This is a genomic window from Aeromonas sp. FDAARGOS 1402, from assembly GCF_019046925.1.
GTDB classification, from domain to species: domain Bacteria; phylum Pseudomonadota; class Gammaproteobacteria; order Enterobacterales; family Aeromonadaceae; genus Aeromonas; species Aeromonas caviae.
Window position 1 is genome coordinate 442,076 of sequence record NZ_CP077201.1, and the last position, 22,048, is coordinate 464,123.

A 22,048-nucleotide genomic window follows, 5' to 3' on the forward strand; every position below is an offset into this window, starting at 1 on the left:
ATCCCATGCTCGGGGCATACCAGCTCAGGTAGCAGGCGCAGCAAATCGGGACAGTGATGGGCAATAAAGATGAAAAGGGCGCCATGGCGCCCTTTTCATTGCAGATCTGCCGTCAGGTCTTGCTCTGGCAGTTGAACATCCAGTGGGTGCCGAACTTGTCCACCAGGGATCCGAAATAGTCACCCCAGAACATCTCCGTCAGCGGCATCTCCACCTGGCCTCCCTCGGCCAGGGCCGCGAACAGGCGATCGGTCTCGCCCCGGCTGTCCGGCTCCAGGTTGAGGTAGCTGTTGTTGCCCTGTACCAGGGTGAACCCCATGCTGGCCGGAGCATCCGAGCCCATCAGCACGTGACCCCCAAGGATGGGCAGGGCCACATGCATCACCAGCTCCCCGTCTTCCTCCGACAAAGGGGGCTGGCCCGGGCAACCCGGGGACTCCTTGAACCTGTGGATGGGGCCGCTGAAGTCACCGCCGAACACTTCGCGATAGAAGAGGAAGGCAGCCTCCGTCTCCCGGGCAAAATTGAGATAGGTACTGACACGCGCCATGGGTTTCTCCTTGTCACCGATAGCTGGCCCCTGTGGCCAGCTAACAGCATAGAAGAGCACGGGGCTCTGTCAGGTGGCGCTCCGCCCCCTTCTGCGCACGGGGGAGCCGCGCTCACAGCCCAGGCTCGGTCGAACACGCAAAAGTGCAACCCGATTCACAGTGGGTTGCACTTCATATAGGCATTCATAAGATGCATTGCCAACCCATTAATAATGCTGTGAAAAGCGGACAAGCGGCGGGTTTGAAAGGATCCCGATGGAGACCGTATTCATGGAAGAATTCAACAATGTAACCAATACATTAAAATTTCCTGCTTGAAGGTTGCACCTGGTTGCACCATCATCGGCGAAATTTAACCGTCCGGTAATATTGTTACCTTCTAGACACAGGAAGTCCCATGGCCACTACCACCCTCGGCGTCAAACTCGATGAAGCGACCCGCGACCGCCTCAAACAGGCTGCGCAGACCCTGGATCGCACTCCCCACTGGCTGATCAAGCAAGCCATCTTCACCTATCTGGAGCAACTGGATCGCGGTCTGACCCCGCCCGAGCACTCCGGGCTGGCCGCCGCCGCCGGGGAAGAGGCCGTCGAGACCCTGACCGAGCAGGGCATCCAGGTCTTCCTCGAGTTTGCCGAGAGCATTCTGCCCCAGTCCGTGCTGCGGGCCGCCATCACGGGGGCTTATCGCCGCCCCGAGACCGAAGCCGTCCCCATGCTGCTGGAGCAGGCCCGTCTGCCCAAGGAGAAGGCTGACGCGACCCAGAAGCTGGCCATGGGCATCGCCGAGAAGCTGCGCAACCAGAAGAGCGCCAGCGGCCGTCAGGGCCTGGTGCAGGGGCTGCTTCAGGAGTTCTCCCTCTCCTCCCAGGAAGGGGTGGCCCTGATGTGCCTGGCGGAGGCGCTGCTGCGCATCCCCGACAAGGCGACCCGGGATGCCCTCATCCGCGACAAGATAAGCGGCGGCAACTGGAGCCAGCACCTGGGCCAGAGCACCTCATTGTTCGTCAATGCGGCCTCCTGGGGTCTGCTCATCACCGGCAAGCTGGTGGCCACCCACAACGAGGCGGGCATGAACAGCTCCCTCAAGGGACTCATCGGCAAGGGGGGTGAGCCGCTCATCCGCAAGGGCGTCGACATGGCGATGCGCCTGATGGGTGAACAGTTCGTCACCGGCGAGACCATCGCCGAGGCGCTGGCGAACGCAGGCGGCATGGAGAGCAAAGGGTTCCGCTACTCCTACGACATGCTAGGGGAAGCGGCCCTGACCGAGGAGGACGCCAAACGCTATCTGGCCTCCTACGAGCAGGCCATCCACGCCATCGGCAAGGCCTCCCACGGTCGCGGCATCTACGAGGGGCCGGGCATCTCCATCAAACTCTCCGCCCTGCATCCGCGCTACAGCCGCGCCCAGTACGATCGCGTCATGGAGGAGCTCTACCCCACCTTGCTGGGCCTGACCCAGCTCGCCAGGCAGTATGACATCGGCATCAACATCGACGCCGAGGAGGCCGATCGGCTGGAGATCTCCCTCGATCTGCTGGAGAAGCTCTGCTTCGATCCGTCCCTCGCCGACTGGAACGGCATCGGCTTCGTCATCCAGGCCTACCAGAAGCGCTGCCCCTATGTGATCGACTACGTCATCGATCTCGCCAAGCGCAGCCGTCACCGCCTGATGATCCGTCTGGTGAAGGGCGCCTACTGGGACAGCGAGATCAAGCGCGCCCAGCAGGAAGGGCTGGAAGGCTACCCGGTCTATACCCGCAAGCCCTACACGGACGTCTCCTACCTCGCCTGCGCCCGCAAGCTGCTGGCGGTGCCCGAGGCCATCTATCCCCAGTTCGCCACCCACAACGCCCACTCCCTGTCTGCCATCTATCAGCTGGCGGGTCAGAACTACTACCCGGGCCAGTACGAGTTCCAGTGCCTGCACGGCATGGGTGAACCCCTGTACGAACAGGTGGTCGGCAAGGTGGCCGACGGCAAGCTGGGTCGCCCCTGCCGCATCTATGCACCGGTAGGCAGCCACGAGACCCTGCTCGCCTACCTGGTGCGCCGCCTGCTGGAGAACGGGGCCAACACCTCCTTCGTCAACCGCATCGCGGACAACAACATCTCCCTCTCGGATCTGGTGCAGGATCCGGTGCAGCAGATCGAGCAGATGGCCGCCCGTGAAGGGACCCTGGGTCTGCCCCATCCGCGCATCCCCCTGCCCCGGGATCTCTACGGCGAGGCGCGCCCGAACTCCGCAGGTCTGGATCTCGCGAACGAGCACCGCCTGGGGTCCCTCTCCGCCGCCCTGCTCGCCAGCACCAACACAGCCTATCAGGCCGTGCCCATGCTGGGTTGCGACACCGAGGCGCCGACCCAGTTCCAGCCCGTGCTCAACCCGGCGGATCACCGCGATGTCGTCGGTCAGGTGAGCGAAGCCACGGTAGCGCTGGTGGACAAGGCGCTCGCCTGCTCCCTCACGAGCGGCCAGATCTGGCAGTCCACCCCGCCAGCCGAGCGGGCCGCCGTGCTGGACAAGGCAGCCGATCTGATGGAATCCGAACTGCAACCCCTGATGGGCCTGCTGGTTCGCGAATCCGGCAAGACCTTCGCCAACGCCATCGCCGAGGTGCGCGAGGCGGTGGACTTTTTGCGCTACTACGCCGCCCAGGCGCGCAACCACTTCGCCAACGACACCCACAGGCCGCTCGGCCCCGTGGTCTGCATCAGCCCCTGGAACTTCCCGCTGGCCATCTTCAGCGGCCAGGTGTGCGCGGCCCTGGCCGCCGGCAATACGGTGCTGGCCAAGCCTGCCGAGCAGACCCCCCTCATCGCGGCACAAGCGGTGCGCATCCTGCTGGAAGCGGGGGTTCCCGCCGGTGCGGTGCAACTGCTGCCGGGCCGTGGTGAGACCGTGGGTGCGGCGCTCATCGCGGACGAACGGGTGCGCGGCGTCATGTTCACCGGCTCCACCGAGGTGGCGGGCATCATCTCCTGCAACCTGGCCGGTCGCCTCGACGCCCAGGGTCGCACCATTCCCCTCATCGCCGAGACCGGCGGCCAGAACGCCATGATCGTCGACTCCTCCGCCTTGACCGAACAGGTGGTGATGGATGTCATCTCCTCGGCGTTCGACAGCGCCGGTCAGCGCTGCTCCGCCCTGCGAGTGCTGTGCGTGCAGGATGACGTGGCGGATCGGGTGATCCGGATGCTCAAGGGCGCCATGGCAGAGTACAAGGTCGGCAGCCCCGAGCACCTCTCCACCGACATCGGCCCCGTCATCGACGCCGAGGCCAAGACCAACATCGAGCGCCACATCAAGGCCATGGGCGACAAGGGGCGCAAGGTGCACCAGATCGCCCGCACCCAGGGGGATGCCTGCAGCCGCGGCACCTTCGTGCTGCCGACCCTGATCGAGCTCGACAGCCTGGACGAACTGGGACGCGAAGTGTTCGGCCCCGTGCTGCACCTGGTCCGCTACCCGCGCACCCGGCTCGGGGAGTTGCTCGAGCAGATCAACGCCAGCGGTTACGGCCTGACCCTGGGTGTTCATACCCGCATCGACGAGACCATCGCCCAGGTGGTGAACGTGGCCAAGGTGGGCAACCTCTACGTCAACCGCAACATCGTGGGCGCCGTGGTCGGGGTGCAACCCTTCGGCGGGGAAGGGCTTTCCGGCACTGGTCCCAAGGCCGGCGGCCCGCTCTACATGTATCGCCTGCTCGGCGCCCGTCCCCAGGAGGCGGTGGCCAACCAGCTGCACCAGGAGTCCGGTGCCCTGCATGCCGAGGCGAAAGCCCCCCTCGTGGCCCTGCGCGACTGGGCGAGCAAGCAGGATCCGGCCCTCGCCGCCCTGTGCGATCACTACGCCGCGCTCTCCCAGAGCGGCCGTACCCAGCTGCTGACCGGCCCCACCGGCGAGCGCAACAGCTACAGCCTGCTTCCCCGGGAACGGGTGCTCTGTCTTGCCCAGGAGAAGGCCGACCTGCTGGCCCAGCTGGCCGCCTGTCTGGCGGTCGGCAGCCAGGTGCTGCTGCCGGACGATGCCCAGACACGCTCCCTGCTCTCTTCCCTGCCGACCGAGGTGCGGGATCCCATCGCGCTGGTGGCGGACTGGGCCACGGGGGAGACAGACTTCGATGCCCTGCTGCACCACGGCGACTCGGATCAGTTGCGGGAGGTGAGCAAGCTCGCCGCCGCACGCCAGGCAGCCCGTAACGGCGCCATCATCGGTGTGCACGGCCTGCATCGCGGCGAGACCGACATCCCGCTGGAGCGCCTGCTCATCGAGCACGCCCTCTCGGTCAACACCGCCGCCGCCGGTGGCAACGCCAGCCTGATGACCATAGGCTAAGCGCCACATAGTGACGGAGACTCAAGCCCCGCAGATGCGGGGCTTGTTCTTTCGTCTCTGGGACACGCCCATGAAAAAGGCCGCCCTTGTCGGGGCGGCCTTTTTGTTCTCCCTTCTCCCCTCGCGGGAGAAGGGTGGGGGATGAGGGGCGACTCGCCTACACGTAATCCATAAACACCCGGGAAGTGAGCTTGGTAATGAGCTCATAGGGAATGGTGCCGATCTGGTCGGCCACCCGCTCTACCGGCAGCCCCTCACCCCAGAGCACCGCCTCGTCGCCGGCCTTGTCGGTGGCGTCGGGGCCGAGATCCACCGTGGTCATGTCCATGGAGACGCGGCCCACCAGGGGCACGATGCGGCCATTGACCAGCACTGGCGTGCCGTTGGGGGCCATGCGCGGATAACCGTCGCCATAGCCGATGGCAATCACCCCGAGCCGGGTATCGCGATCCGACACCCAGTTGGCGCCATAGCCTACCGGCTCGCCCGCCTTGTGATCGCGCACCGCGATGAGCTGGGTCTTGAGGGTCATCACTGGCTGCAGGTCATAATCCGCCGCCACCGTATTGGGGAAAGGCGAGACGCCGTAGAGGATGACGCCGGGGCGGATCCAGTCGCAGTGGGCATCCGGCCACGCCAGGATGCCCGCCGAGTTGGCCATGGCCCGCTCGCCCAACAGCGGCGCGGTCAGCTGGCTGAACAGGTCGATCTGCTCGCGGGTGGTGGGCTGCTCCAGCTCATCGGAGCGGCTGAAGTGGGTCATGACGTTGAACGGCTGCACCACGTTCTTGCACTTGGCGAGGCGCTCGATAAAGACGGGCATCTCCTCGGCCCGTACCCCGAGGCGGTGCATGCCGGTATCGAGCTTGAGCCAGGCCACCACGGGGGCAGGCAGCTCCGCCTGCTCCAGCGCCTCGAGCTGCTCCCAGGTGTGCACCGCGGTCTGCAGGTTGTTGGCCGCCAGCACCGGCAGGTCGGCGGCGCTGAAGAAGCCCTCCAGCAGCACGATGGGCTTGACCACGGCGCAGGAGCGCAGCATCAGCGCCTCTTCGATGCGGGCCACCGCGTAGGCGTCCGCATCCACCAGGGTGCGGGCGACCGGCAGCAGGCCGTGACCGTAGGCGTTGGCCTTGACCACGGCAATGATCTTGCATTGGGGGGCGTGGCGTTTCACCACAGCGAGGTTGTGGCGCAGGGCCGCTGTATTGATCTGGGCGATAGCCGCTTTCATCTGTTTTCCCTTACGAGGGCATGATAATCAGGCACCGGGTGGTGTCAGCCCTCAAATCTCATCGTCTAAGGCCGGACCGGCAGAATTGTCGAACCGGGAAAACTGTTTATGGATGCCGGGAGCAGGCTCCCGACTTACTTAGTAGTCATCGTCAAACGCCGGGCCCGCGTAGTTGTCAAAGCGCGAGAACTGACCCTGGAAGGTGAGCCGCACTCGTCCTATGGGGCCGTTACGCTGCTTGCCGATAATGATCTCGGCGATCCCCTTGTCGGGGCTGTCGTCGTGATAGACCTCGTCGCGGTAGATGAACATGATCAAGTCCGCATCCTGCTCGATGGAGCCGGATTCCCGCAGATCCGAGTTGACCGGGCGCTTGTCGGCCCGCTGTTCCAGGCTTCGGTTGAGCTGGGAGAGCGCCACCACGGGGCACTGCAACTCTTTCGCCAGCGCCTTGAGGGAGCGGGAGATTTCACCGATTTCCAGCGTACGGTTGTCAGACAGGGCCGGCACACGCATCAGCTGCAGGTAGTCCACCATAATCATGCTGATGCCGCCGTTGTCCCGCGCCACCCGACGGGCACGGGAGCGCACTTCGGTCGGGGTGAGGCCGGAGGAGTCGTCGATGTACATCTTCCCCTTCTCCAGCAGCAGCCCCATGGTGGAAGAGAGCCGCGCCCAATCCTCGTCGTCGAGCTGGCCGGTCCGCACCTTGGTCTGGTCGATGCGCCCCACCGAGGCGAGCATACGCATGATGATCTGCTCGGAGGGCATCTCGAGGGAGAAGATCAGCACCGGCTTGTCGGCGGTGAGGGCCGCGTGCTCGCACAGGTTCATGGCAAAGGTGGTCTTGCCCATGGAGGGACGGGCGGCGACGATGACCAGATCCGAACGCTGCAGGCCGGCGGTCATCTTGTCCAGATCGTTGTAGCCGGACGACACGCCGGTCACCCCGTTGTGGGGGGTCTTGAACAGCTCTTCAATCTTGTCGACGGTCTGCTCGAGGATGAGCTTCAGGGGCTGGGGGCCCTCGTTGGCGCTGGTGCGCTGCTCGGCGATCTGGAACACCTTGCTCTCGGCCAAGTCCAGCAGATCGTTGGAGGTACGCCCCTGGGGCTCGTAGCCCGCTTCGACTATCTCGTTGGCGACCGAGATCATCTCCCGCACCACCGCCCGCTCACGCACGATCTCGGCGTAGGCACTGATGTTGGCGGCACTCGGGGTGTTCTTGGCGATCTCCACCAGATAGGCGAAGCCACCGGCCTCTTCCAGTTGCTCGGAGCGCTCGAGCTCCTCCTGCAGAGTGATGAGATCGATGGGGTTGCCCGCGTTGGAGAGGCGGGTCATGGCCTGGAAGATCAGGCGGTGCGGGCGGCTGTAGAAATCCTTGTCGATCACCCGTTCGGCGACCCGATCCCAGGCCTCGTTGTCCAGCATCAGGCCGCCCAGTACGGACTGTTCGGCCTCAAAAGAGTGGGGAGGTACTTTCAGCTGTTGTGTCTTGGCGTCTTTTTTCGCCGTCACTTGCTCTGCCATACACATAAAAACCGCAGCGGGAAGGGGACGGGAATTTTACAAAAGAAACCCCGCCATCGCGAGTGCTAATACGTCCCGTCATCGCATCCGGCGACAAGACGGGACCCAGGCCTCGTCAGCATCATCCACTTCTGCGCCGCAGACCTGCCTCACAGTACGAGAAAGGGCCAGACCAGGGTCTGATCCTTCGTTCTTGCTCTTTGTTTGTTGCGCAGCCTGCGCACCGAGCGACTCGGCCGTCTATGTCTCATGGGCACCTCCCCTGTCGGACGACTCAATCTGTTCATGAATAATTCATGCCATCCGTGATAATCATACCCGCAAGCTGCAACACAAAAAGGGACTGGCAGCCTGCCATGCGCCTCGCTGAGCTTGCACAAGCAGAGCATGCCCCCACCTACATGAGAGTGAAAGAGTCAAAATGAAAAAGATGCTGACCCTGTTTGCCCTGATCCTGGCCATTGGCCTTGGGGCACCCATCGCCGAGGCCAAGAAACTTGGTGGCGGCAAATCCTTTGGCAAGAGCTACAAGACGGCCCCGGCCCAACCTGCGGCCAAGCCGGTCGACACCAAGAACCCGACAGTGGGCGCCCAGGCACCCAAGAAAGGCGGCATGATGGGCGGCCTGCTGGGTGGTCTGCTGGCCGGCGGCCTGTTTGCCTACCTGCTGGGCAGCGGCGCCTTCGAAGGTCTGCAAGGGATGGACTTCCTGCTGATCGCCCTGCTGGCACTGGGCGGTGTCTTCCTGTTCCGAGCCCTGCGCAGGAACAAGGCGGCAGCGGTCCAGCCACAGACAGCCTATGCGGGCTATCAACCGCCCCAGAGCGCGGCCCCCCAGCAGTTCGAGCAGAGCCACAGCGCCCCGCAGGCCACCGGTTTTGCCGACAGCGACGTGCCCTTCCGTCTGCCCCCGGGCTTTGACATGAACGGCTTCCTGGCCGGTGCCCGCGATCACTACCGCACCCTGCAAGAGGCCTGGAACAAGAACGACCTGGAGAAGATCCGCGAGTACGTGAGCCCCGAGCTGTTCGAGCACCTCAAGGCCGAACGCGCCGAGCTCTCCGGTGAGCAGCACACCGAGGTGATGTACGTGGACACCCAGCTGGTCCGTGCCGACTACGGCAGCGACTGGGCCCAGGTGAGCGTGCGCTTCAGCGGCCGCTACATGGACCGTCAGGAGCAGGTCGAGGAGGATATCAAGGAGGTGTGGCACCTCGAGCGTGATCTCGCCAAGGACAATGCCCCCTGGCATATCGTCGGCATCGAGCAGCTCTAAGGTTCAACCGACCCATTTCATCAAGGCGACCTCAGGGTCGCCTTTTTATTGCCATCAGATCGTGTCATGCCCTATTTCGAGGCAGCTCCCCGTGGCCGGATATATTTCCCGAGAGACACTGCTGATGACATTGAAAATAAAAAGAGAGGCAGCCATGGCTGCCTCTCTTTTTTATTGGCTCGGGGTGCAGGGATTATTTGCAACCCTCTACCGAGGTGGAGTTGATATAGCTGACCTCGCCGGCCGGCTGATAATCGGCGACCTGAATGGTCTTCTTCGCCGCGATATAATCCTTCAGTACACCGGCATCCACCAGACCGGCATTGATGGTGTCGATCTTCGGATAACCGTCACCACCGGCCGCGCTGAAGCTCGGGATGGAGAAGCTGTAGGTTGCTGCCGGATCGAAGGCCTTGCCGCCGATGGTGGCGATGTCCACGCTCTTGGCCTGGCAATCCACCGTCATCTTGATGCCGCCGAACTGGGCATAGCCACCGGTATTGGCGGTCTTGGTCGCGACCTGACCCAGGTAGGTCAGCAGCTCGTTGCCGCTCATGGTCGCCTTGTTGACGGTGTTGCCGAACGGATGCACGGTCAGCACGTCACGGTAGCTGATGTCCCCTGCCGCGATGGAGGCACGCACCCCGCCGGAGTTGACGATGCCAAAGTCGGTGCTCAGCTTCTCGGCGGTCGCGGTGGTGATGAGACGACCCAGGTTGGTCTGCTTGTTGCGGACGTTGGCGCGCTCACCGTCCAGTACGCCATCGGTGGCACCGATGACCACACCCAGCTCCTGCTGTCCCTTCTCCTGATAGGAGAGCAGGGTGTTGTAGAGCTCGGGATCCTTGACGATCTCTTCCTGAATGAAATCACCGTCCGCGTTCTTCAGGTTGACCGGGATCAGATCGTACTGGGTCAGGGTCAGCTTGCCATTCTGATAGTCAAACTGGGCACGACCCACATACTTGCCCCACTCGTGAGCCTGCATGATCCAGGTGCCGTTCTGCTGATCCGGCTGGCAGTCGTCGCCCGGCTTGAAGTCGGCGTACTTGTCCGGGGTGCCCGGCTCCATGCAGACCGGGTTCTGGGAGTGACCACCGATGATGGCGTCCAGGGTGCCTGCCGGCAGCGCACGGGCCATCTCCACGTCACCCGGTGCGTTGCTGCCGTGCTGACCATTCTCGTAATGGCCCATGTGGGTGATGGCAAGAACCAGGTTCGCCTCTTTGTTGTCGCGGATCTGCTTGCCGAGATTGGCGGCTTCCGTGGTCGGATCGCGGAACTCCAGGGTCTGGACGTTGTTGGGATCCACCAACTGGGCGGTGTCCTCTGTGGTCAGACCCAGCACGGCGACCTTGAGGCCGCTCTCCAGCTTGAACACCTTGTAGGGATCGAAGTAGCGCTTGCCGCTCGTCTTGTCATAGATGTTGGCGGAGATCATCGGGAACTGGGCCCACTGACGCTGTTTCTCGAGGATGGTCAGGGGGTTGTCGAACTCGTGGTTGCCCACCGCCATGGCATCGTAACGGATGCTGTTCATGGCCATGAAGTCCGGCTCTGCATCCTGCAGATCCGACTCTGGCACCCCGGTGTTGACGTCACCGCCGGAGAGCACCAGCACTTCGCTGCCCGCCGCTTTCGCCTCGGCACGCAGCCGCTCGACCAGGGTCTTCTGGGCCGCCATGCCATATTCGCCCTTGTCGTTGTGCCAGAAACGACCGTGGGTATCATTGGTATGCAAAATGGTCAGCTTGCAGACATTTTCGGTGCAGGGGGCGACGCTGTCGTTGCTTGAGGTATTGCAGCCGCTCAATGCGGCAAGCACTGCCAGTGCGATACTTCCTTTGACAAATTTATAATTCATTTCCATATCACCTTGTTATTTTGTTATTGGACGACCCTATCCAGGATCGGGCGGTAATATAACAAACAACATGTGACGGTTTTTCATCGGCGACTCACAAATTCCGCCAAATGTGATCATCCACGCAACCTGTTTCCCCTATTTGGAACAGAGGCCCCCCACTCACAGAGCAATTTCCCCCATGATGGCAGCCCGCCGGTAACGGTTATGGCATACTGCCCGCCAATCAATGCCAAGGAGTGCCTGGAATGGCCAAGTACGACAAAATTTCCCCCGAAACCCAGCAGGAGGCGATGAAAATCGCCCGTGCCAACCAGAAGCCGGGGCAGACCAAGGAGCAGACCCAGCTCATCGCCCAGGGGATCCAGAAGGGCATAGACGAATACAAGAAACAGATGAAAGCGAAGGCCCGCGAAGCCAACCGCCAGAAGAAACTGCAAGCCAAAGCCAGGCACTCTTCCCAAGAGACGCCGGAAGAGGAGAGCGAAGCCGAGGTCATCGAGCTCACCCGCCAGCACCCGCTGCCCTGGATCCTGCTGATGCTGAGCTGGCTGGTATTTGCCGTGCTCTGGTTCTGGTTCCGCTGATCCTGCCCAGGCAAACCTTTGCCCTGCGATCCGCTTCACAGCCCGGGCGCGGGGGACTGGTCATTCCCCACCCGGACTGCCTACACTCTGCCCCCCTTGTCAGGAGACACTCATCATGAACCCGGCCCCGCTCTATCTGCTGGCTCCCCTCGCCCTCTTCCTCGTGACCCTGGTGCTCTATCGCATCTCGCCACTGCGGGCGGTTGCCGCCGGCCATGCCCGCTGGTTTATCCTGCCCGCCTTCACTCTCTTTATCCTGCTCATCGTCATCAATGGCGCTGCGGATCCCGCCCTGCGAAGCCCTGCTTTCCACTGGCTGATGCCGGGGTTCGGCTTTGCCCTGAGCCTGTTCCCTGCCCTGCCCAAGGCCCTGGTACCGCGCCTGGCTATCAAGGAGGGAGCCTTTGCTGCCCTGGGTCTGATGCTGATGAGCCTTGCCATGGTCTACTGATCGGCAAGCGCTGGCGTCACGATGGCGCCAGCCCCCCCTTCTTGTACAAAGAATGGCCTTCAGGCATCTTGGTGGGCGGATAACCGGCATGGAGGCCAGATGAACAATCCGCCCGATTTCATGGCGCTGTGGGATTATCAGGATCCCGTTGCCAGCGCACAGCGTTTTCAAGCACTGCTGCCCGAGGCGCGTGCCGCCAACCTGCAATGGGAGCTGGAGCTCCTCACCCAGATAGCCCGTACCCATTCGCTGCAACGCCAGTTTGCACAGGCGCACCAGCTGCTCGACGAGATAGAACCCCGCCTCACCGAGGCGACTCCCCGGGCCCGCCTGCGCGCCTTGCTGGAGCGTGGCCGCACCTTCAACTCCGCCGGTGACAAGGCCAGCGCCAGAGCCCTGTTTGAACAGGCCTGGCAACTGGGAGAGCAGCACGAAGAGCACTATCTGGCCATCGATGCGGCCCACATGGTGGCCATCGCCGCCCCCCTGAAGGAGCAGAGCCACTGGCACCAGCTGGCGATGACCCTGGCCGAGCGCAGTCACGACAAGCGGGCGCGAGGCTGGCTCGCCACCCTCTACAACAATCAGGGCTGGACCCTGTTCGAGCTGGGTCGCCTCGACGAGGCCATCGCCTGTCAACAAAAGTGCCTGGCCTGGCACGAGCAGCACAACAACCAGAGCAAAGCCTTTATCGCCCGCTGGAGTCTGGCGCGCCTGAGCCGGGCCCAGGAGCGCCATGAACAGGCCATGGCCGAACTGGCGCAGTTGCGCGACGACATGGCCGCCGCAGGCACCCCCGAGGATGGCTATGTGTTCGAGGAGCTGGGGGAGAATGCACTCGTGCTCAATGATCCCGCGGCGACCGAATACTTTGCCCGCGCCTGGTTTCTGCTGTCACAGGATGGCTGGTTCACCGCCAACGAGGCAGAACGACTGGCCAGGCTCAAGCTGCTCGCCAAACTCTGATAAGCGTGCGGGGCGACCAATTGGCCGCCCCGCACATCAGCATGTCTGCCCGGGAGCAGAGGTGACGGCTCAGGCCGGACTCGCCTCTTCCCAGCTCTGCTTCTTGCGATAAATCGTGGAAGGGCTTATTTCCAGCAGGGCCGCCGCCTTGGGGATGTTGCCGTCACAACTGGCGATGGCCTGCTCGATGGCCTCCTTCTCCACCTGCCAGAGCGGACGGACCTGCCTGCGAACGACCACGGATTCTGACTGGGGATCCGCGATCCCGACCGCAGGCTCCGGGGCCAGGGTACGCCCCCCGTTGAGGGGAGGTGGCAGGATATCCGGGCTCACCAGCTCGCCATCGTTGAGCACCACTATGTTGCGCACCACGTTTTGCAGCTCGCGCACGTTGCCGGGCCAGGGATAGTCGAGCAGCACCTGCACTGCGTCCGCATCAAAATCCCTGAACCGCTTGTTCTCCTCACCGGCATAACGCAGCAGCAACTCCCGGGCCAGCAGCAGGATGTCCTCTCCCCGCTCCCTCAGGGGGGGCAGCGCCAGCGGGATCACGTGCAGGCGGTAGTAAAGATCTTCACGAAACCGTCCGGCCTTGACCTCCACCAGGGGATCCCGGTTGGTGGCGCAGACAAAGCGCACATCCACCGTCTCCAGCTTGCCGCTGCCGACCCGCTGCAAGGTGCCGGTCTGGATGAAACGCAGCAGCTTGCTCTGCAGGTCGAGATCCATCTCGCAGATCTCGTCGAGGAAGAGGGTACCGCCGTCCGCCAGACTGGCCGCCCCCTTGCGATCCCCTTGGGCACCGGTAAACGACCCCTTCACGTGGCCGAAGATCTCGCTCTCCATCAGGTCATGGGGAATGGCGGCGCAGTTGAGGGCGATGAAGGGCTGATCCCGACGCGGGCTGCACTGGTGGATGGCCTCGGCGCACACCTCCTTGCCGGTGCCGCTCTCGCCAGTGATGAAGACGGTGGCCTTGCTCGGCGCCGCGCTCTCGATGATGCGATAGACCGCCTGCATCGCCATGGAGGCGCCGATGAAACCGGCAAAGGAGCTGCGCTCGAAGTTTTCCCGATACTGGGCCACCAGCGAGCTGAGCTGCTGGTGCTTCAGGGCATTGCGCGCCGTGGCGCACAGGCGCTTGCCATCGAACGGCTTGGTGAGAAAATCGAAGGCCCCGAACCGCATCGCCTCCACCGCCACATCCACCGAGCCGTGAGCGGTGATCACCACCACGGAGCAGGGCAGCTGCCGCTCCGTGATCTGCTGCAAGATGTCCATGCCGGACATGTCGGGCAACTCCAGGTCGAGCAGCACCACAGGGGGCGGGCTTGCCAGCAATTGTGCCAAAGCCTGCTGGCCACAATCTGCCAGCTGCACCTCGTAGCCATCCTGGGCCAGATACTGCTCATAGACGACCGCCAGACTGCGGGTATCTTCCACCAACAGGACACGGGGTTTGCTTTCAGCCACGAGATCCATCCTTGCGCTTGATTTTGTTGTCTATTCTGGGGGCTAGACGCCACACACTCAAGACGGCCTCATCGCTTTATCCGGGGGATTGCGACAATACACAAGCAAAAACGGCTCCCTGGGGAGCCGTTTTTATGGTGCTTTGAGCTTATTTCTTGGCGTTGTCGCCATCGGCAGCCGGTTTTTCGATGGCCAGCAGCTCTACGTCAAATACCAGCACGGCGTTGGCCGGGATGGAACCTGCACCGTGCTCGCCATAGGCCAGCTTGGACGGCAGGAAGAACTTGAACTTGGAGCCGACCGGCATCAGTTGCACCCCTTCGGTCCAGCCCGGGATCACCTGGTTGAGCGGGAAAGTAGCCGGCTCGCCGCGATCGACGGAGCTGTCAAACTTGGTGCCGTCGGTCAGGGTACCGGTGTAGTGTACCTTGACGATGTCGGTGGCCTTCGGCTTGGCGCCGTCACCCATCTTCTCGACCTGATATTGCAGGCCGGACTCAGTGCTCTTCACGCCCTCTTTCTTGGCGTTGGCAGCCAGGAACTCTTCACCCTTCTTCAGGTTTTCCACGGCATCCTTGTCGGCCTTCGCCTTGGTCAGCTCGTTGATCTTGGCGTCGTATTCCTGCAGAACCTTCTGGATCTCCTCGTCGGTCATCTTGGCTTCTTTGCCCAGACCGTCGGTGACACCCTTCAGGATCACGGTGTTGTCCAGCTTGATGCCGAGCTCCTGCTGGCGCTCCAGGGTATTGGCGATATAACGACCCATGGAGAGGCCGATCGCATAGCCGGATTGCTCTTCAAAGCTCTTGGCCTCAGCCTTGGGGGCCTCTGCCGGCTTGCTGGCTTCTGCCTTGACCTCTGCGGTGTTGGTCGCAGCAGGTTTCTCATCTTTTTGGCAAGCAGTCAGACCGACGGCAACCGCCGCAGCCAACAGGGACACCTTCAGAAAATTGTTCATCAGTTTCTCCAAAACTCTAAATACCGCTCTCGGTTCCTTCGTGAAATGAGAGGTTTATCGTGATAAGCGCCTTATACTAACGCCGTGATCGCAGGTAACGAAAGCATGAGACAGGAAAAATGATCAAAAGTGCCATTTATCTCATCGGTATTTGCCTGATGCTGACGGGGTGCGAACAACGCTCACTTCCCAGCCAGCAGATCCGCCTCGCCCACCAGGGTCTGCTGAGCGCGGATCTCGCCAGTTCCGGCAAGCTCGCGCTCGTCTCCAGCCTGAGTCAGGGCACTGTGGTGTGGGATCTGGAACAGGGCAAGGAGCGCTGGCGCTGGCGCCAGAGCGACGACCAGGAGGAGTTCGTCACCCTGACCCGCTTCTCCCCCGATGACAGCCATGCCATCACCGCCACCCAGCACACCTTCGCCATCTGGCGCTTGCAGGATGGCCGCTCCCAGGGCTACTACTCCCTGCCAGAATCCCCCCTGCGCGATGCGGCGATCTCGACGGATGGCCGCCAGGTGCTCATCGGCCGTGAAGACGGCAAGGCGGAAGTGGTCGACACCCAGACCGGACGCCGGCTGCAATTCCTCGGCCACACCGAACAGGTCAACACGGTGGATCTCTCCCCCAATGGTCGCTATGCCCTCACCGGCGGCAACGATTACAGCGCCTATCTGTGGGATACCCGCACGGGCCAGGTGGTGTGGCGCTTCAACCACGCCGGGCGAGTCGTGATGGCGAGACTGGATCCGTCCGGACGTTTCGCCTTCACCGCAGACAGTCGCCAGGCCAGCATCTGGGATCTCAAAACCGGCAAGGAGCACAGCAGGTTGCAATACGATCACCGCTTCGAGGTCTACACCAGCGCCCGCTTTGCCAACGGCGGCAACTGGCTCATCACCGGCGCCCCCTCCCGCCAGCTCACTCTGTGGCAGGTGAGTGACGGCCAGCCGTTGCAGAGCTGGCGCGTCTCGCCCCATCCCAAGGTGAAACCGCCGAGCGCTGTGGTCTATGGCGTGGCTTTGCGCGACAATGACCACCTCGTCAGTGCCAGCTCCAGTGGCCTGGCTGAAATCTGGACTATCAAGTAAGGACCAAAAGGCCCATGAGTCAGCAACTAAACGAACGCCTCGAAACCCTGGAAAGCCGCCTCGCCTTTGCCGAATACACGGTGGAGCAGCTCAACGACGAGGTCACCACCCAGGGTCGCGAGCTGGACCGGCTCAAACACCAGATCCATCTACTGGTGGATAAATTGCAGAGCGTACAGCCGAGCCAGATCGCCAGCATGGCCGAAGAGACGCCGCCACCGCACTACTGATGAGTGCCAGCCATAAAAAAACCCGCGCCATGCGCGGGTTTTTTTATCATCGGCCAGGCCGTGATCAGTGCTGATGGCCCTTGCCACCACAACCGCCACCACCGCAGCAACCACCGTGACCGTGATCGTCGCCGTGATCGTGTGCATGGTTGTGACCATGGCCGCCACAGCAGCCACCGTGGTCATGATCGTGATCATGGCCGTGATCATGGTCATGACCATGATCGTGACCGCAGCCACCAGCGCCGTGCACATGGCCATGGGCCAGCTCTTCGGCGGTCGCGGCACGCACGTCCTTGATCTCGACCTTGAAGCCCAGGGTCACGCCAGCCAGGGGATGATTGCCGTCCACCTTGATGAACTCCTCGGACACCTCGATGACGGTCACCGGGCGGTGGCCGTCGTCGGTCTCGGCCACAAAAGTATCCCCTTCAGACACTTCCATACCGTCGAACAGCTCGCCGGGCACTTCCTGCACCAGATTCTCGTCGTACTCGCCATAGGCCTGGTTCGGCGTCAGGGTGACGTCGAACGCCTCGCCCACGCTGCGACCTTCCAGCTCGGCTTCGAGGCCGGAGACCAGGTAACGGGTACCGTGCAGATACACCAGCGGCTCTTTACCGACAGTGGTGTCGATGACTTCACCGTGTTCGTCGGTGACCGTGTATTCCAGCGTAACCACGCTCAGGGGAGCTACTTTCATGTCAGGGATCCTGCGGATAGAAAAAAACGGGCTCAGAATACCTCAAAAAGGCAGACAAGCATATGGTCGGCCCGGCTTCAATGTGATGAAAAAGTCATCAACAGCGACCCGCCTGACCGGCGTACCATCATCTTGAGGCATGTCCCTCACTCGGGACGAAACACCCCTATCACCTGCTCCGCCTCGCGCGTCGCCTTGTCCACCTGCTCCTGGGTCTGCACCTGGGTATCCCCGCACTCGACACAGGTCACCTTCTCGACTCCATGCTCCATATACAGCATCATGGTGTCCATCTTGCCGCACGCCGGGCAAACCGCCCCGGCAATGAAGCGCTTTTTACGTCTGGTTTCCATTTTTGTTACCTCCAGGCAGCATCATATCAGGGTTTTTACATGCATCACGCCATCGAATATCAGCATTTTTCCACTTCCACCCTTCAGGTCGGCCCCCGCAAGCGCTCCCCCATGGGCCAATTGCTGCGAGTCACCCAGGGGGCGGCGCTGCTGAAATTGGGTGCCCATGAGCTGCTGCTGACACCTGGCAGCCACTTCTGGCTCTGTGCCGATGCCCTCGCCGCCTTCACCCCTCTGGCTGACTGCCAGCATGATCTGCTGGCCTGCTCCGTGCGGGTGCCCCAGCCCGCCCAGGCTGGCTGGTTGCAGGCAAACCCGTTGATGGACGCACTGCTGGACAGCCTGGCGGCCTGGTCACGCCCCCGAGACTGGCAAGGCCCCTATGGGCAGCGACTGCAAGTGGTGGGGGATGAGTTGCATGGCTGCACCATCTCGTCACTGGGGGATCAGGCACTGCAAGATGCCTGGCAAGCCCTGGCCAGAGCGCAGCCGGATAGCGTGGCTGCCTGGCAGACCCTGCTGGGCACTCGCGGTCTCGAGGGCCCGCACGCCCAGGCACTGCAGGATCAGTGGCAACTGTTGCAGGGGATTCGCCTGCTGCGAAGCGGCAGCACACCGTCACAGGTGGTGAGCAGGCTGGGTTATCGGGATGAAAGCGCGCTGGCCGAGGCTCATCTGCAATGGCTCGGGGCGCCCCTCTCCCCTCAGCCGTCCGCGACCCGATAAGAGAGGCATAAAAGGATGGCAAAAGAAATCCAGTTTTGCGGCTCACCGCCGCTAACAACAAAGGAGTCATTCATGTCACCATCTTTTATGCTGAACACCCGATTGACCGTCACCGACTAGATCAACAGGACATCCGCCATGACGAGCAAGGCCAACCAATCCCAGGGCATGTTGCTGTTCCACCTCTCTGCCAGACAATCCTTCGCCATCGGTACCCTCAAGGTGAAGGAGATCGTGCCCTACACCCAGCTCACCGCCCTGCCACAATCCCATCCCACCGTGCTCGGTGCCGCCAGCATGCGCGGCACCACCATCCCGGTGATCGACATGGCAATGGCCGTGGGCTACCGCCCCATCACCCGGGAGGAGATGCCCCACTGCTTCATCATCATCACCGATTGCCGCCGCACCCTGGTGGGCTTTCTGGTGCGGGGCATCGACAAGATCACCGAGTGCAACTGGCGTGACATCGAACCGCCCCCTCCCTCCTTGGGACAGAACGTCTTCGTCACCGGCGTGACCCGGGTGGGAGATCAGTTGATCCAGTTGCTGGATGTGGAACTCATCCTGTCGCGGGTCTATCCGGACGATCCCAGCCATCTCTACCCCGTGCTGACCGACGTGCAGCGCGAGCGGCTCAAGCCGATGCGGATCCTGCTGGTAGACGACTCCTCTGTCGCCCGTCGCCAGCTCATGGCGGCGCTCGATTACATCAACATCCCCTACGAGGTCTGCACCAACGGACGCGACGCCCTCACCCTGATGCAGACCCGGGTCTCCCAGGGCAAGCGGATCGACATCCTGGTGAGCGATATCGAGATGCCGGGACTGGATGGTTACGAGCTGGCCTTCGAGGTGCAGAGCGATGCCAAGCTGGCGGGAGCCTACATCATCCTGCACACCTCCCTCTCCAGCGAGATCAGCGTGGAGCGGGCCCATCAGGTCGGCGCCCACGAGGCGCTCACCAAGTTTGAAGCCAACGAACTTATCCAGGCCATGCTGCGCGGCGCCGAGCACCACGATCGTCTGATGGCCTGATGTCGCGGCGAGCCAAGGGCTCGCCGCCCCCTTTTCCTCCCTGCTCTTCCGAGTCGCTGCATGTTGACAGAAAGCCACTTTCACGCCCCCTGGTGGGCCCGCAACCCCCATCTGCAAACCATTTTGCCCAAGTGGCTGCGCCGCTCGCCTGCCCGCTTCATCCAGGAGCGCTTCGAACTTCCGGACGGCGATTTCGTTGATCTGGCCTGGAGCGGCGAACCCGGCCAGGATGAACAACCCCTGGTGGTGGTGTTCCACGGACTGGAGGGGAGCATTCACTCCCACTATGCCAAGGGGCTCTTTGCCCACCTGCAGCGGCAAGGGAACGAGGCGGTGCTGATGCACTTTCGGGGGTGCAGTGGCGAGCCGAATCGGCTGCTGCAGGCCTATCACTCAGGCGCCATCGAGGACGCCCAGGCGGTGATTGCCGAGCTGGGGCGGCGTTTTCCTGGCCGTCCCCTGGTCGCCATCGGCTATTCCCTGGGGGGCAACATGCTGGTCAATCTGCTGGCGCGGGCCTGCCCGGCACCATTGAAGGCGGCGGTGGTAGTGTCGGCCCCGCTGCAACTGGCAAGCTGTGCCGATCGGGTCAATCAGGGCTTCTCACGGGTCTATCAGAACTACCTGCTGCGCACCATGCGAACCAACCTGCAAAGCAAGATCCGGCGCCAGAGCGCGGCACGGGCGCGCTGGCAGCCGGCCCAGATCACCCGCATCGCCACACTGAGGGAGTTCGACGAGCTGGTGACGGCACCGCTCCATGGTTTCGAGAGCGCCGATCACTACTACCAGACCTGCTCCGGCCTGGGCATGCTGGCCCGCATTCCCATCCCGACCCTCGTCATTCACGCCGCCGACGATCCCTTCATGACCGATGCCGTCATTCCGGCGGCGGAGCAGCTCTCCCCTCTGGTGCGCTACGAGCTGAGCCGCCAGGGCGGCCACGTGGGCTTCCTGCACGGCTCTCCCTGGCGCCCCCGCTTCTGGCTGGATGAGCGCATCAGCCAGTGGTTGCAGGAACAGACTCAGGGCGCGAACCGGTAACCGTTGCGCCCCTCTTCCTTGGCCTGATAGAGGGCGCCATCGACTCGCTCGAGCAACATGACGAGGCTCTCCCCGGTTCGCCACTGGGCGATTCCCTGGCTCAGGGTGAGATGGGGGGAAACGTCGGAACCCTCATGGGGCAGAGCCCTGGCCGCCAGAGTGGTGCGAATGCGCTCCGCCACCTCCTGGCCACCGGCCAGCGTCGTCTCCTGCAGCAGCACTACGAACTCCTCTCCCCCGTAGCGCGCCACCAGATCACCGGGCTCCCGCACACTCTCCTCCAGGCACTCGGCCACCAGGATCAGGCACTCATCCCCCGCCTGATGACCATAGCGATCGTTGTAGCGCTTGAAGAAATCCACATCGAGCAGGATCACGGTGAGCGGCACATCCAGGGTCGTGCCTTGCGCAATGGCACGCTTGCACGCCTGATCGAAGTGGCGACGGTTGGCAATGCCGGTCAGGGGATCCCGGTTGGCCATGGCATTCATCTTGTTTGCCAGCATCAGGTTGTCGTGCTCCCTTGACACCGCAAGCTCGAACCAGCCGTTGAGCATGCGCCGCCCCGTCTCCAGCACCACCAGCAAGACCCCGACCACGATGGTGTTGACCAGAACAAAGGGCTCAGGACTCCAGGAGGCTCTCATCAACAAGAACAGCAGGGGGACAGAAACCAGTGCGTAAAACAGCCGCACATCGCAATACGCGGCGACGAGACCGGTCAGCAGCAACAGACTGACCATGTTGAAAATGAAGCTGAAGCCTCCCTTCAAGTCGACGATCGAGATGGTGTAACCCACCATGGCCCAGGCCAGCCCCCAGGCCAGGGCACAGACGCACAGGGACACCAGCCAGATGGCATGGGATTGACGGGAGAGCCAGCCCCACCCGAGCGGCAGCAGCAGGCCAACAGCTATCATGGCAAAGAGCTGCCATTTGTAGGACCAGGGCAGGTTGCCGACCAGTACCAGGTGTGCATCCCGATAGAGGTAGAAGCGGGTCAGCAGAAATACGAGGGCGATGAGATTGATGACCCAGTACCAGCGCAAACCGGCGCTCAGGGCGCGACGGCGGGCATCGAACAGGTGCTGTTCGAATTGACTGGAGGGCCGGCGTGCGTCAATGGATTGCATGGCACCCCTCGTCCAAAACAAGACAAATCCCTTGCGCTTGCCGACCAGACACCGACAATATCCGCAACCCACTGAGTGAAGATGAAATCATGATTATCCCCTGGCAAGAACTGGAGCCGGACACCCTCACCAACCTGCTCGAACACTTTGTGCTGCAAGAAGGCACCGAATACGGTGAACAGGATGTCAGCCTGATCGACAAGGTCGAAGCAGTCAGGCAACAATTGCTACAAGGTAGCGCCGTGCTTGTCTACAGCGAGCTGCACGAAAGTGTCAATGTCGTCCCAAAGACTCATTTAAGCAAGTCACCCACTGACGACTTCCCCCAAGAGTAACGCGGTCACGGCTTATCGGGCGGCTCACCCCGCCCTCCACCTATCCAGCTCACATCATCAGGCCGCATGACCAGTTCGCCACCCAGCAGCACCTATACCAACGTACCCAGAGCACAGGGCAGCCCTTGTTCACAGCTATTGCCGGGAAGCGTGGGGGCAGCGG

The 22,048-nt window shown here is 62.5% G+C and carries 20 protein-coding genes; 11 read left to right on the plus strand and 9 right to left on the minus strand.

Going from position 1 to position 22,048, the window contains the following annotated elements; all coding sequences use genetic code 11:
• Positions 1 to 112: 112 nt before the first annotated feature.
• Positions 113 to 550, minus strand: a complete 438-nt coding sequence (locus I6L32_RS02030) for a VOC family protein (protein WP_216944585.1) — start codon at positions 548 to 550, stop codon at positions 113 to 115.
• A gap of 398 nt (positions 551 to 948) precedes the next feature.
• Between I6L32_RS02030 and putA the strand changes: the two genes are divergently transcribed.
• A complete protein-coding gene (putA, locus tag I6L32_RS02035) occupies positions 949 to 4,896 on the plus strand; it encodes a trifunctional transcriptional regulator/proline dehydrogenase/L-glutamate gamma-semialdehyde dehydrogenase (protein WP_216944586.1) in 3,948 nt (1,315 codons plus the stop codon).
• A gap of 157 nt (positions 4,897 to 5,053) precedes the next feature.
• Here the strand turns inward: putA and alr are convergent, their stop codons facing one another.
• Together alr and dnaB are read right to left on the minus strand one after the other, a co-directional pair.
• On the minus strand, positions 5,054 to 6,127 hold the full coding sequence (gene alr / locus I6L32_RS02040; RefSeq protein ID WP_216944587.1) for an alanine racemase: 1,074 nt from the start codon (positions 6,125 to 6,127) through the stop codon (positions 5,054 to 5,056).
• A 138-nt stretch (positions 6,128 to 6,265) separates the two neighbouring features.
• Complete coding sequence (dnaB, locus tag I6L32_RS02045; RefSeq protein ID WP_039040054.1) at positions 6,266 to 7,660, minus strand: replicative DNA helicase; 1,395 nt, start codon at positions 7,658 to 7,660, stop codon at positions 6,266 to 6,268.
• Positions 7,661 to 8,081: 421 nt separating this feature from the next.
• Here dnaB and I6L32_RS02050 point away from each other — a divergent pair, with 421 nt between their 5' ends.
• Positions 8,082 to 8,936, plus strand: coding sequence for a Tim44 domain-containing protein (locus I6L32_RS02050; protein ID WP_216944588.1), 855 nt, complete (start codon positions 8,082 to 8,084; stop codon positions 8,934 to 8,936).
• A 193-nt stretch (positions 8,937 to 9,129) separates the two neighbouring features.
• Here the strand turns inward: I6L32_RS02050 and ushA are convergent, their stop codons facing one another.
• Complete coding sequence (gene ushA, locus I6L32_RS02055) at positions 9,130 to 10,800, minus strand: bifunctional UDP-sugar hydrolase/5'-nucleotidase UshA (RefSeq protein WP_216944589.1); 1,671 nt, start codon at positions 10,798 to 10,800, stop codon at positions 9,130 to 9,132.
• Between the two features lie 248 nt (positions 10,801 to 11,048).
• Here ushA and I6L32_RS02060 point away from each other — a divergent pair, with 248 nt between their 5' ends.
• The 3 genes from I6L32_RS02060 (at position 11,049) to I6L32_RS02070 (ending at position 12,804) form a co-directional block, all read left to right on the plus strand.
• Positions 11,049 to 11,387, plus strand: coding sequence for a DUF2956 domain-containing protein (locus tag I6L32_RS02060; protein ID WP_042016818.1), 339 nt, complete (start codon positions 11,049 to 11,051; stop codon positions 11,385 to 11,387).
• A 115-nt stretch (positions 11,388 to 11,502) separates the two neighbouring features.
• Positions 11,503 to 11,838: a hypothetical protein gene (locus I6L32_RS02065; RefSeq protein WP_010673254.1), complete on the plus strand. Its 336-nt coding sequence runs from the start codon at positions 11,503 to 11,505 to the stop codon at positions 11,836 to 11,838.
• A 99-nt stretch (positions 11,839 to 11,937) separates the two neighbouring features.
• The gene (locus I6L32_RS02070; RefSeq protein ID WP_216944590.1) at positions 11,938 to 12,804 is read left to right on the plus strand and encodes a tetratricopeptide repeat protein; all 867 of its coding nucleotides are present in this window, start codon (positions 11,938 to 11,940) and stop codon (positions 12,802 to 12,804) included.
• 69 nt (positions 12,805 to 12,873) lie between these two features.
• Here I6L32_RS02070 and I6L32_RS02075 read toward each other — a convergent pair whose 3' ends face one another.
• Both I6L32_RS02075 and fkpA read right to left on the minus strand, forming a co-directional pair.
• The gene (locus I6L32_RS02075) at positions 12,874 to 14,277 is read right to left on the minus strand and encodes a sigma-54 dependent transcriptional regulator (protein WP_042881314.1); all 1,404 of its coding nucleotides are present in this window, start codon (positions 14,275 to 14,277) and stop codon (positions 12,874 to 12,876) included.
• Positions 14,278 to 14,425: 148 nt separating this feature from the next.
• Entirely contained in the window at positions 14,426 to 15,235 is an 810-nt protein-coding gene (gene fkpA, locus I6L32_RS02080; protein WP_029313875.1) for an FKBP-type peptidyl-prolyl cis-trans isomerase, read from the minus strand.
• A gap of 119 nt (positions 15,236 to 15,354) precedes the next feature.
• On the opposite strand from fkpA, the gene I6L32_RS02085 reads away from it, so the two are divergent.
• Positions 15,355 to 16,323, plus strand: coding sequence for a WD40 repeat domain-containing protein (locus I6L32_RS02085; protein ID WP_202015651.1), 969 nt, complete (start codon positions 15,355 to 15,357; stop codon positions 16,321 to 16,323).
• A 14-nt stretch (positions 16,324 to 16,337) separates the two neighbouring features.
• Positions 16,338 to 16,553 carry a SlyX family protein gene (locus tag I6L32_RS02090; protein WP_010673249.1) on the plus strand — a complete coding sequence of 72 codons (216 nt, stop codon included), beginning with the start codon at positions 16,338 to 16,340 and terminating at the stop codon, positions 16,551 to 16,553.
• A gap of 64 nt (positions 16,554 to 16,617) precedes the next feature.
• Here I6L32_RS02090 and I6L32_RS02095 read toward each other — a convergent pair whose 3' ends face one another.
• Together I6L32_RS02095 and I6L32_RS02100 are read right to left on the minus strand one after the other, a co-directional pair.
• Positions 16,618 to 17,256: a peptidylprolyl isomerase gene (locus I6L32_RS02095; protein WP_010673248.1), complete on the minus strand. Its 639-nt coding sequence runs from the start codon at positions 17,254 to 17,256 to the stop codon at positions 16,618 to 16,620.
• Positions 17,257 to 17,402: 146 nt separating this feature from the next.
• Entirely contained in the window at positions 17,403 to 17,609 is a 207-nt protein-coding gene (locus tag I6L32_RS02100; protein WP_010673247.1) for a YheV family putative zinc ribbon protein, read from the minus strand.
• Positions 17,610 to 17,648: 39 nt separating this feature from the next.
• On the opposite strand from I6L32_RS02100, the gene I6L32_RS02105 reads away from it, so the two are divergent.
• The 3 genes from I6L32_RS02105 to I6L32_RS02115 all read left to right on the plus strand — a co-directional run bounded on the left by I6L32_RS02105 (position 17,649) and on the right by I6L32_RS02115 (position 20,417).
• Positions 17,649 to 18,335: a hypothetical protein gene (locus I6L32_RS02105; protein ID WP_042881265.1), complete on the plus strand. Its 687-nt coding sequence runs from the start codon at positions 17,649 to 17,651 to the stop codon at positions 18,333 to 18,335.
• Positions 18,336 to 18,473: 138 nt separating this feature from the next.
• On the plus strand, positions 18,474 to 19,373 hold the full coding sequence (locus tag I6L32_RS02110) for a chemotaxis protein (RefSeq protein ID WP_039040047.1): 900 nt from the start codon (positions 18,474 to 18,476) through the stop codon (positions 19,371 to 19,373).
• Positions 19,374 to 19,433: 60 nt separating this feature from the next.
• Complete coding sequence (locus tag I6L32_RS02115) at positions 19,434 to 20,417, plus strand: hydrolase (protein ID WP_216944591.1); 984 nt, start codon at positions 19,434 to 19,436, stop codon at positions 20,415 to 20,417.
• On the opposite strand, the gene I6L32_RS02120 is transcribed toward I6L32_RS02115, so the two are convergent.
• Positions 20,399 to 21,550 (minus strand): GGDEF domain-containing protein, encoded by a 1,152-nt coding sequence (locus I6L32_RS02120; RefSeq protein ID WP_216944592.1) that lies wholly within the window; start codon positions 21,548 to 21,550, stop codon positions 20,399 to 20,401. The two genes, I6L32_RS02115 and I6L32_RS02120, sit on opposite strands and share 19 nt — an antisense overlap.
• An 89-nt stretch (positions 21,551 to 21,639) precedes the next feature.
• Here I6L32_RS02120 and I6L32_RS02125 point away from each other — a divergent pair, with 89 nt between their 5' ends.
• Positions 21,640 to 21,885, plus strand: a complete 246-nt coding sequence (locus I6L32_RS02125) for a YheU family protein (RefSeq protein WP_216945104.1) — start codon at positions 21,640 to 21,642, stop codon at positions 21,883 to 21,885.
• Positions 21,886 to 22,048 lie beyond the last annotated feature (163 nt).

Bases quoted from the DNA above. Each gene is read 5' to 3' on its own strand.
- ushA (WP_216944589.1), bottom strand. From the start codon at position 10,800: ATGAATTATAAATTTGTCAAAGGAAGTATCGCACTGGCAGTGCTTGCC.
- I6L32_RS02095 (WP_010673248.1), bottom strand. From the start codon at position 17,256: ATGAAAGTAGCTCCCCTGAGCGTGGTTACGCTGGAATACACGGTCACC.
- dnaB (WP_039040054.1), bottom strand. From the start codon at position 7,660: ATGGCAGAGCAAGTGACGGCGAAAAAAGACGCCAAGACACAACAGCTG.
- putA (WP_216944586.1), top strand. From the start codon at position 949: ATGGCCACTACCACCCTCGGCGTCAAACTCGATGAAGCGACCCGCGAC.
- I6L32_RS02070 (WP_216944590.1), top strand. From the start codon at position 11,938: ATGAACAATCCGCCCGATTTCATGGCGCTGTGGGATTATCAGGATCCC.
- fkpA (WP_029313875.1), bottom strand. From the start codon at position 15,235: ATGAACAATTTTCTGAAGGTGTCCCTGTTGGCTGCGGCGGTTGCCGTC.
- I6L32_RS02065 (WP_010673254.1), top strand. From the start codon at position 11,503: ATGAACCCGGCCCCGCTCTATCTGCTGGCTCCCCTCGCCCTCTTCCTC.
- I6L32_RS02115 (WP_216944591.1), top strand. From the start codon at position 19,434: ATGTTGACAGAAAGCCACTTTCACGCCCCCTGGTGGGCCCGCAACCCC.
- I6L32_RS02125 (WP_216945104.1), top strand. From the start codon at position 21,640: ATGATTATCCCCTGGCAAGAACTGGAGCCGGACACCCTCACCAACCTG.
- alr (WP_216944587.1), bottom strand. From the start codon at position 6,127: ATGAAAGCGGCTATCGCCCAGATCAATACAGCGGCCCTGCGCCACAAC.
- I6L32_RS02060 (WP_042016818.1), top strand. From the start codon at position 11,049: ATGGCCAAGTACGACAAAATTTCCCCCGAAACCCAGCAGGAGGCGATG.
- I6L32_RS02105 (WP_042881265.1), top strand. From the start codon at position 17,649: ATGCATCACGCCATCGAATATCAGCATTTTTCCACTTCCACCCTTCAG.
- I6L32_RS02085 (WP_202015651.1), top strand. From the start codon at position 15,355: ATGATCAAAAGTGCCATTTATCTCATCGGTATTTGCCTGATGCTGACG.
- I6L32_RS02030 (WP_216944585.1), bottom strand. From the start codon at position 550: ATGGCGCGTGTCAGTACCTATCTCAATTTTGCCCGGGAGACGGAGGCT.
- I6L32_RS02050 (WP_216944588.1), top strand. From the start codon at position 8,082: ATGAAAAAGATGCTGACCCTGTTTGCCCTGATCCTGGCCATTGGCCTT.
- I6L32_RS02090 (WP_010673249.1), top strand. From the start codon at position 16,338: ATGAGTCAGCAACTAAACGAACGCCTCGAAACCCTGGAAAGCCGCCTC.
- I6L32_RS02120 (WP_216944592.1), bottom strand. From the start codon at position 21,550: ATGCAATCCATTGACGCACGCCGGCCCTCCAGTCAATTCGAACAGCAC.
- I6L32_RS02110 (WP_039040047.1), top strand. From the start codon at position 18,474: ATGACGAGCAAGGCCAACCAATCCCAGGGCATGTTGCTGTTCCACCTC.
- I6L32_RS02100 (WP_010673247.1), bottom strand. From the start codon at position 17,609: ATGGAAACCAGACGTAAAAAGCGCTTCATTGCCGGGGCGGTTTGCCCG.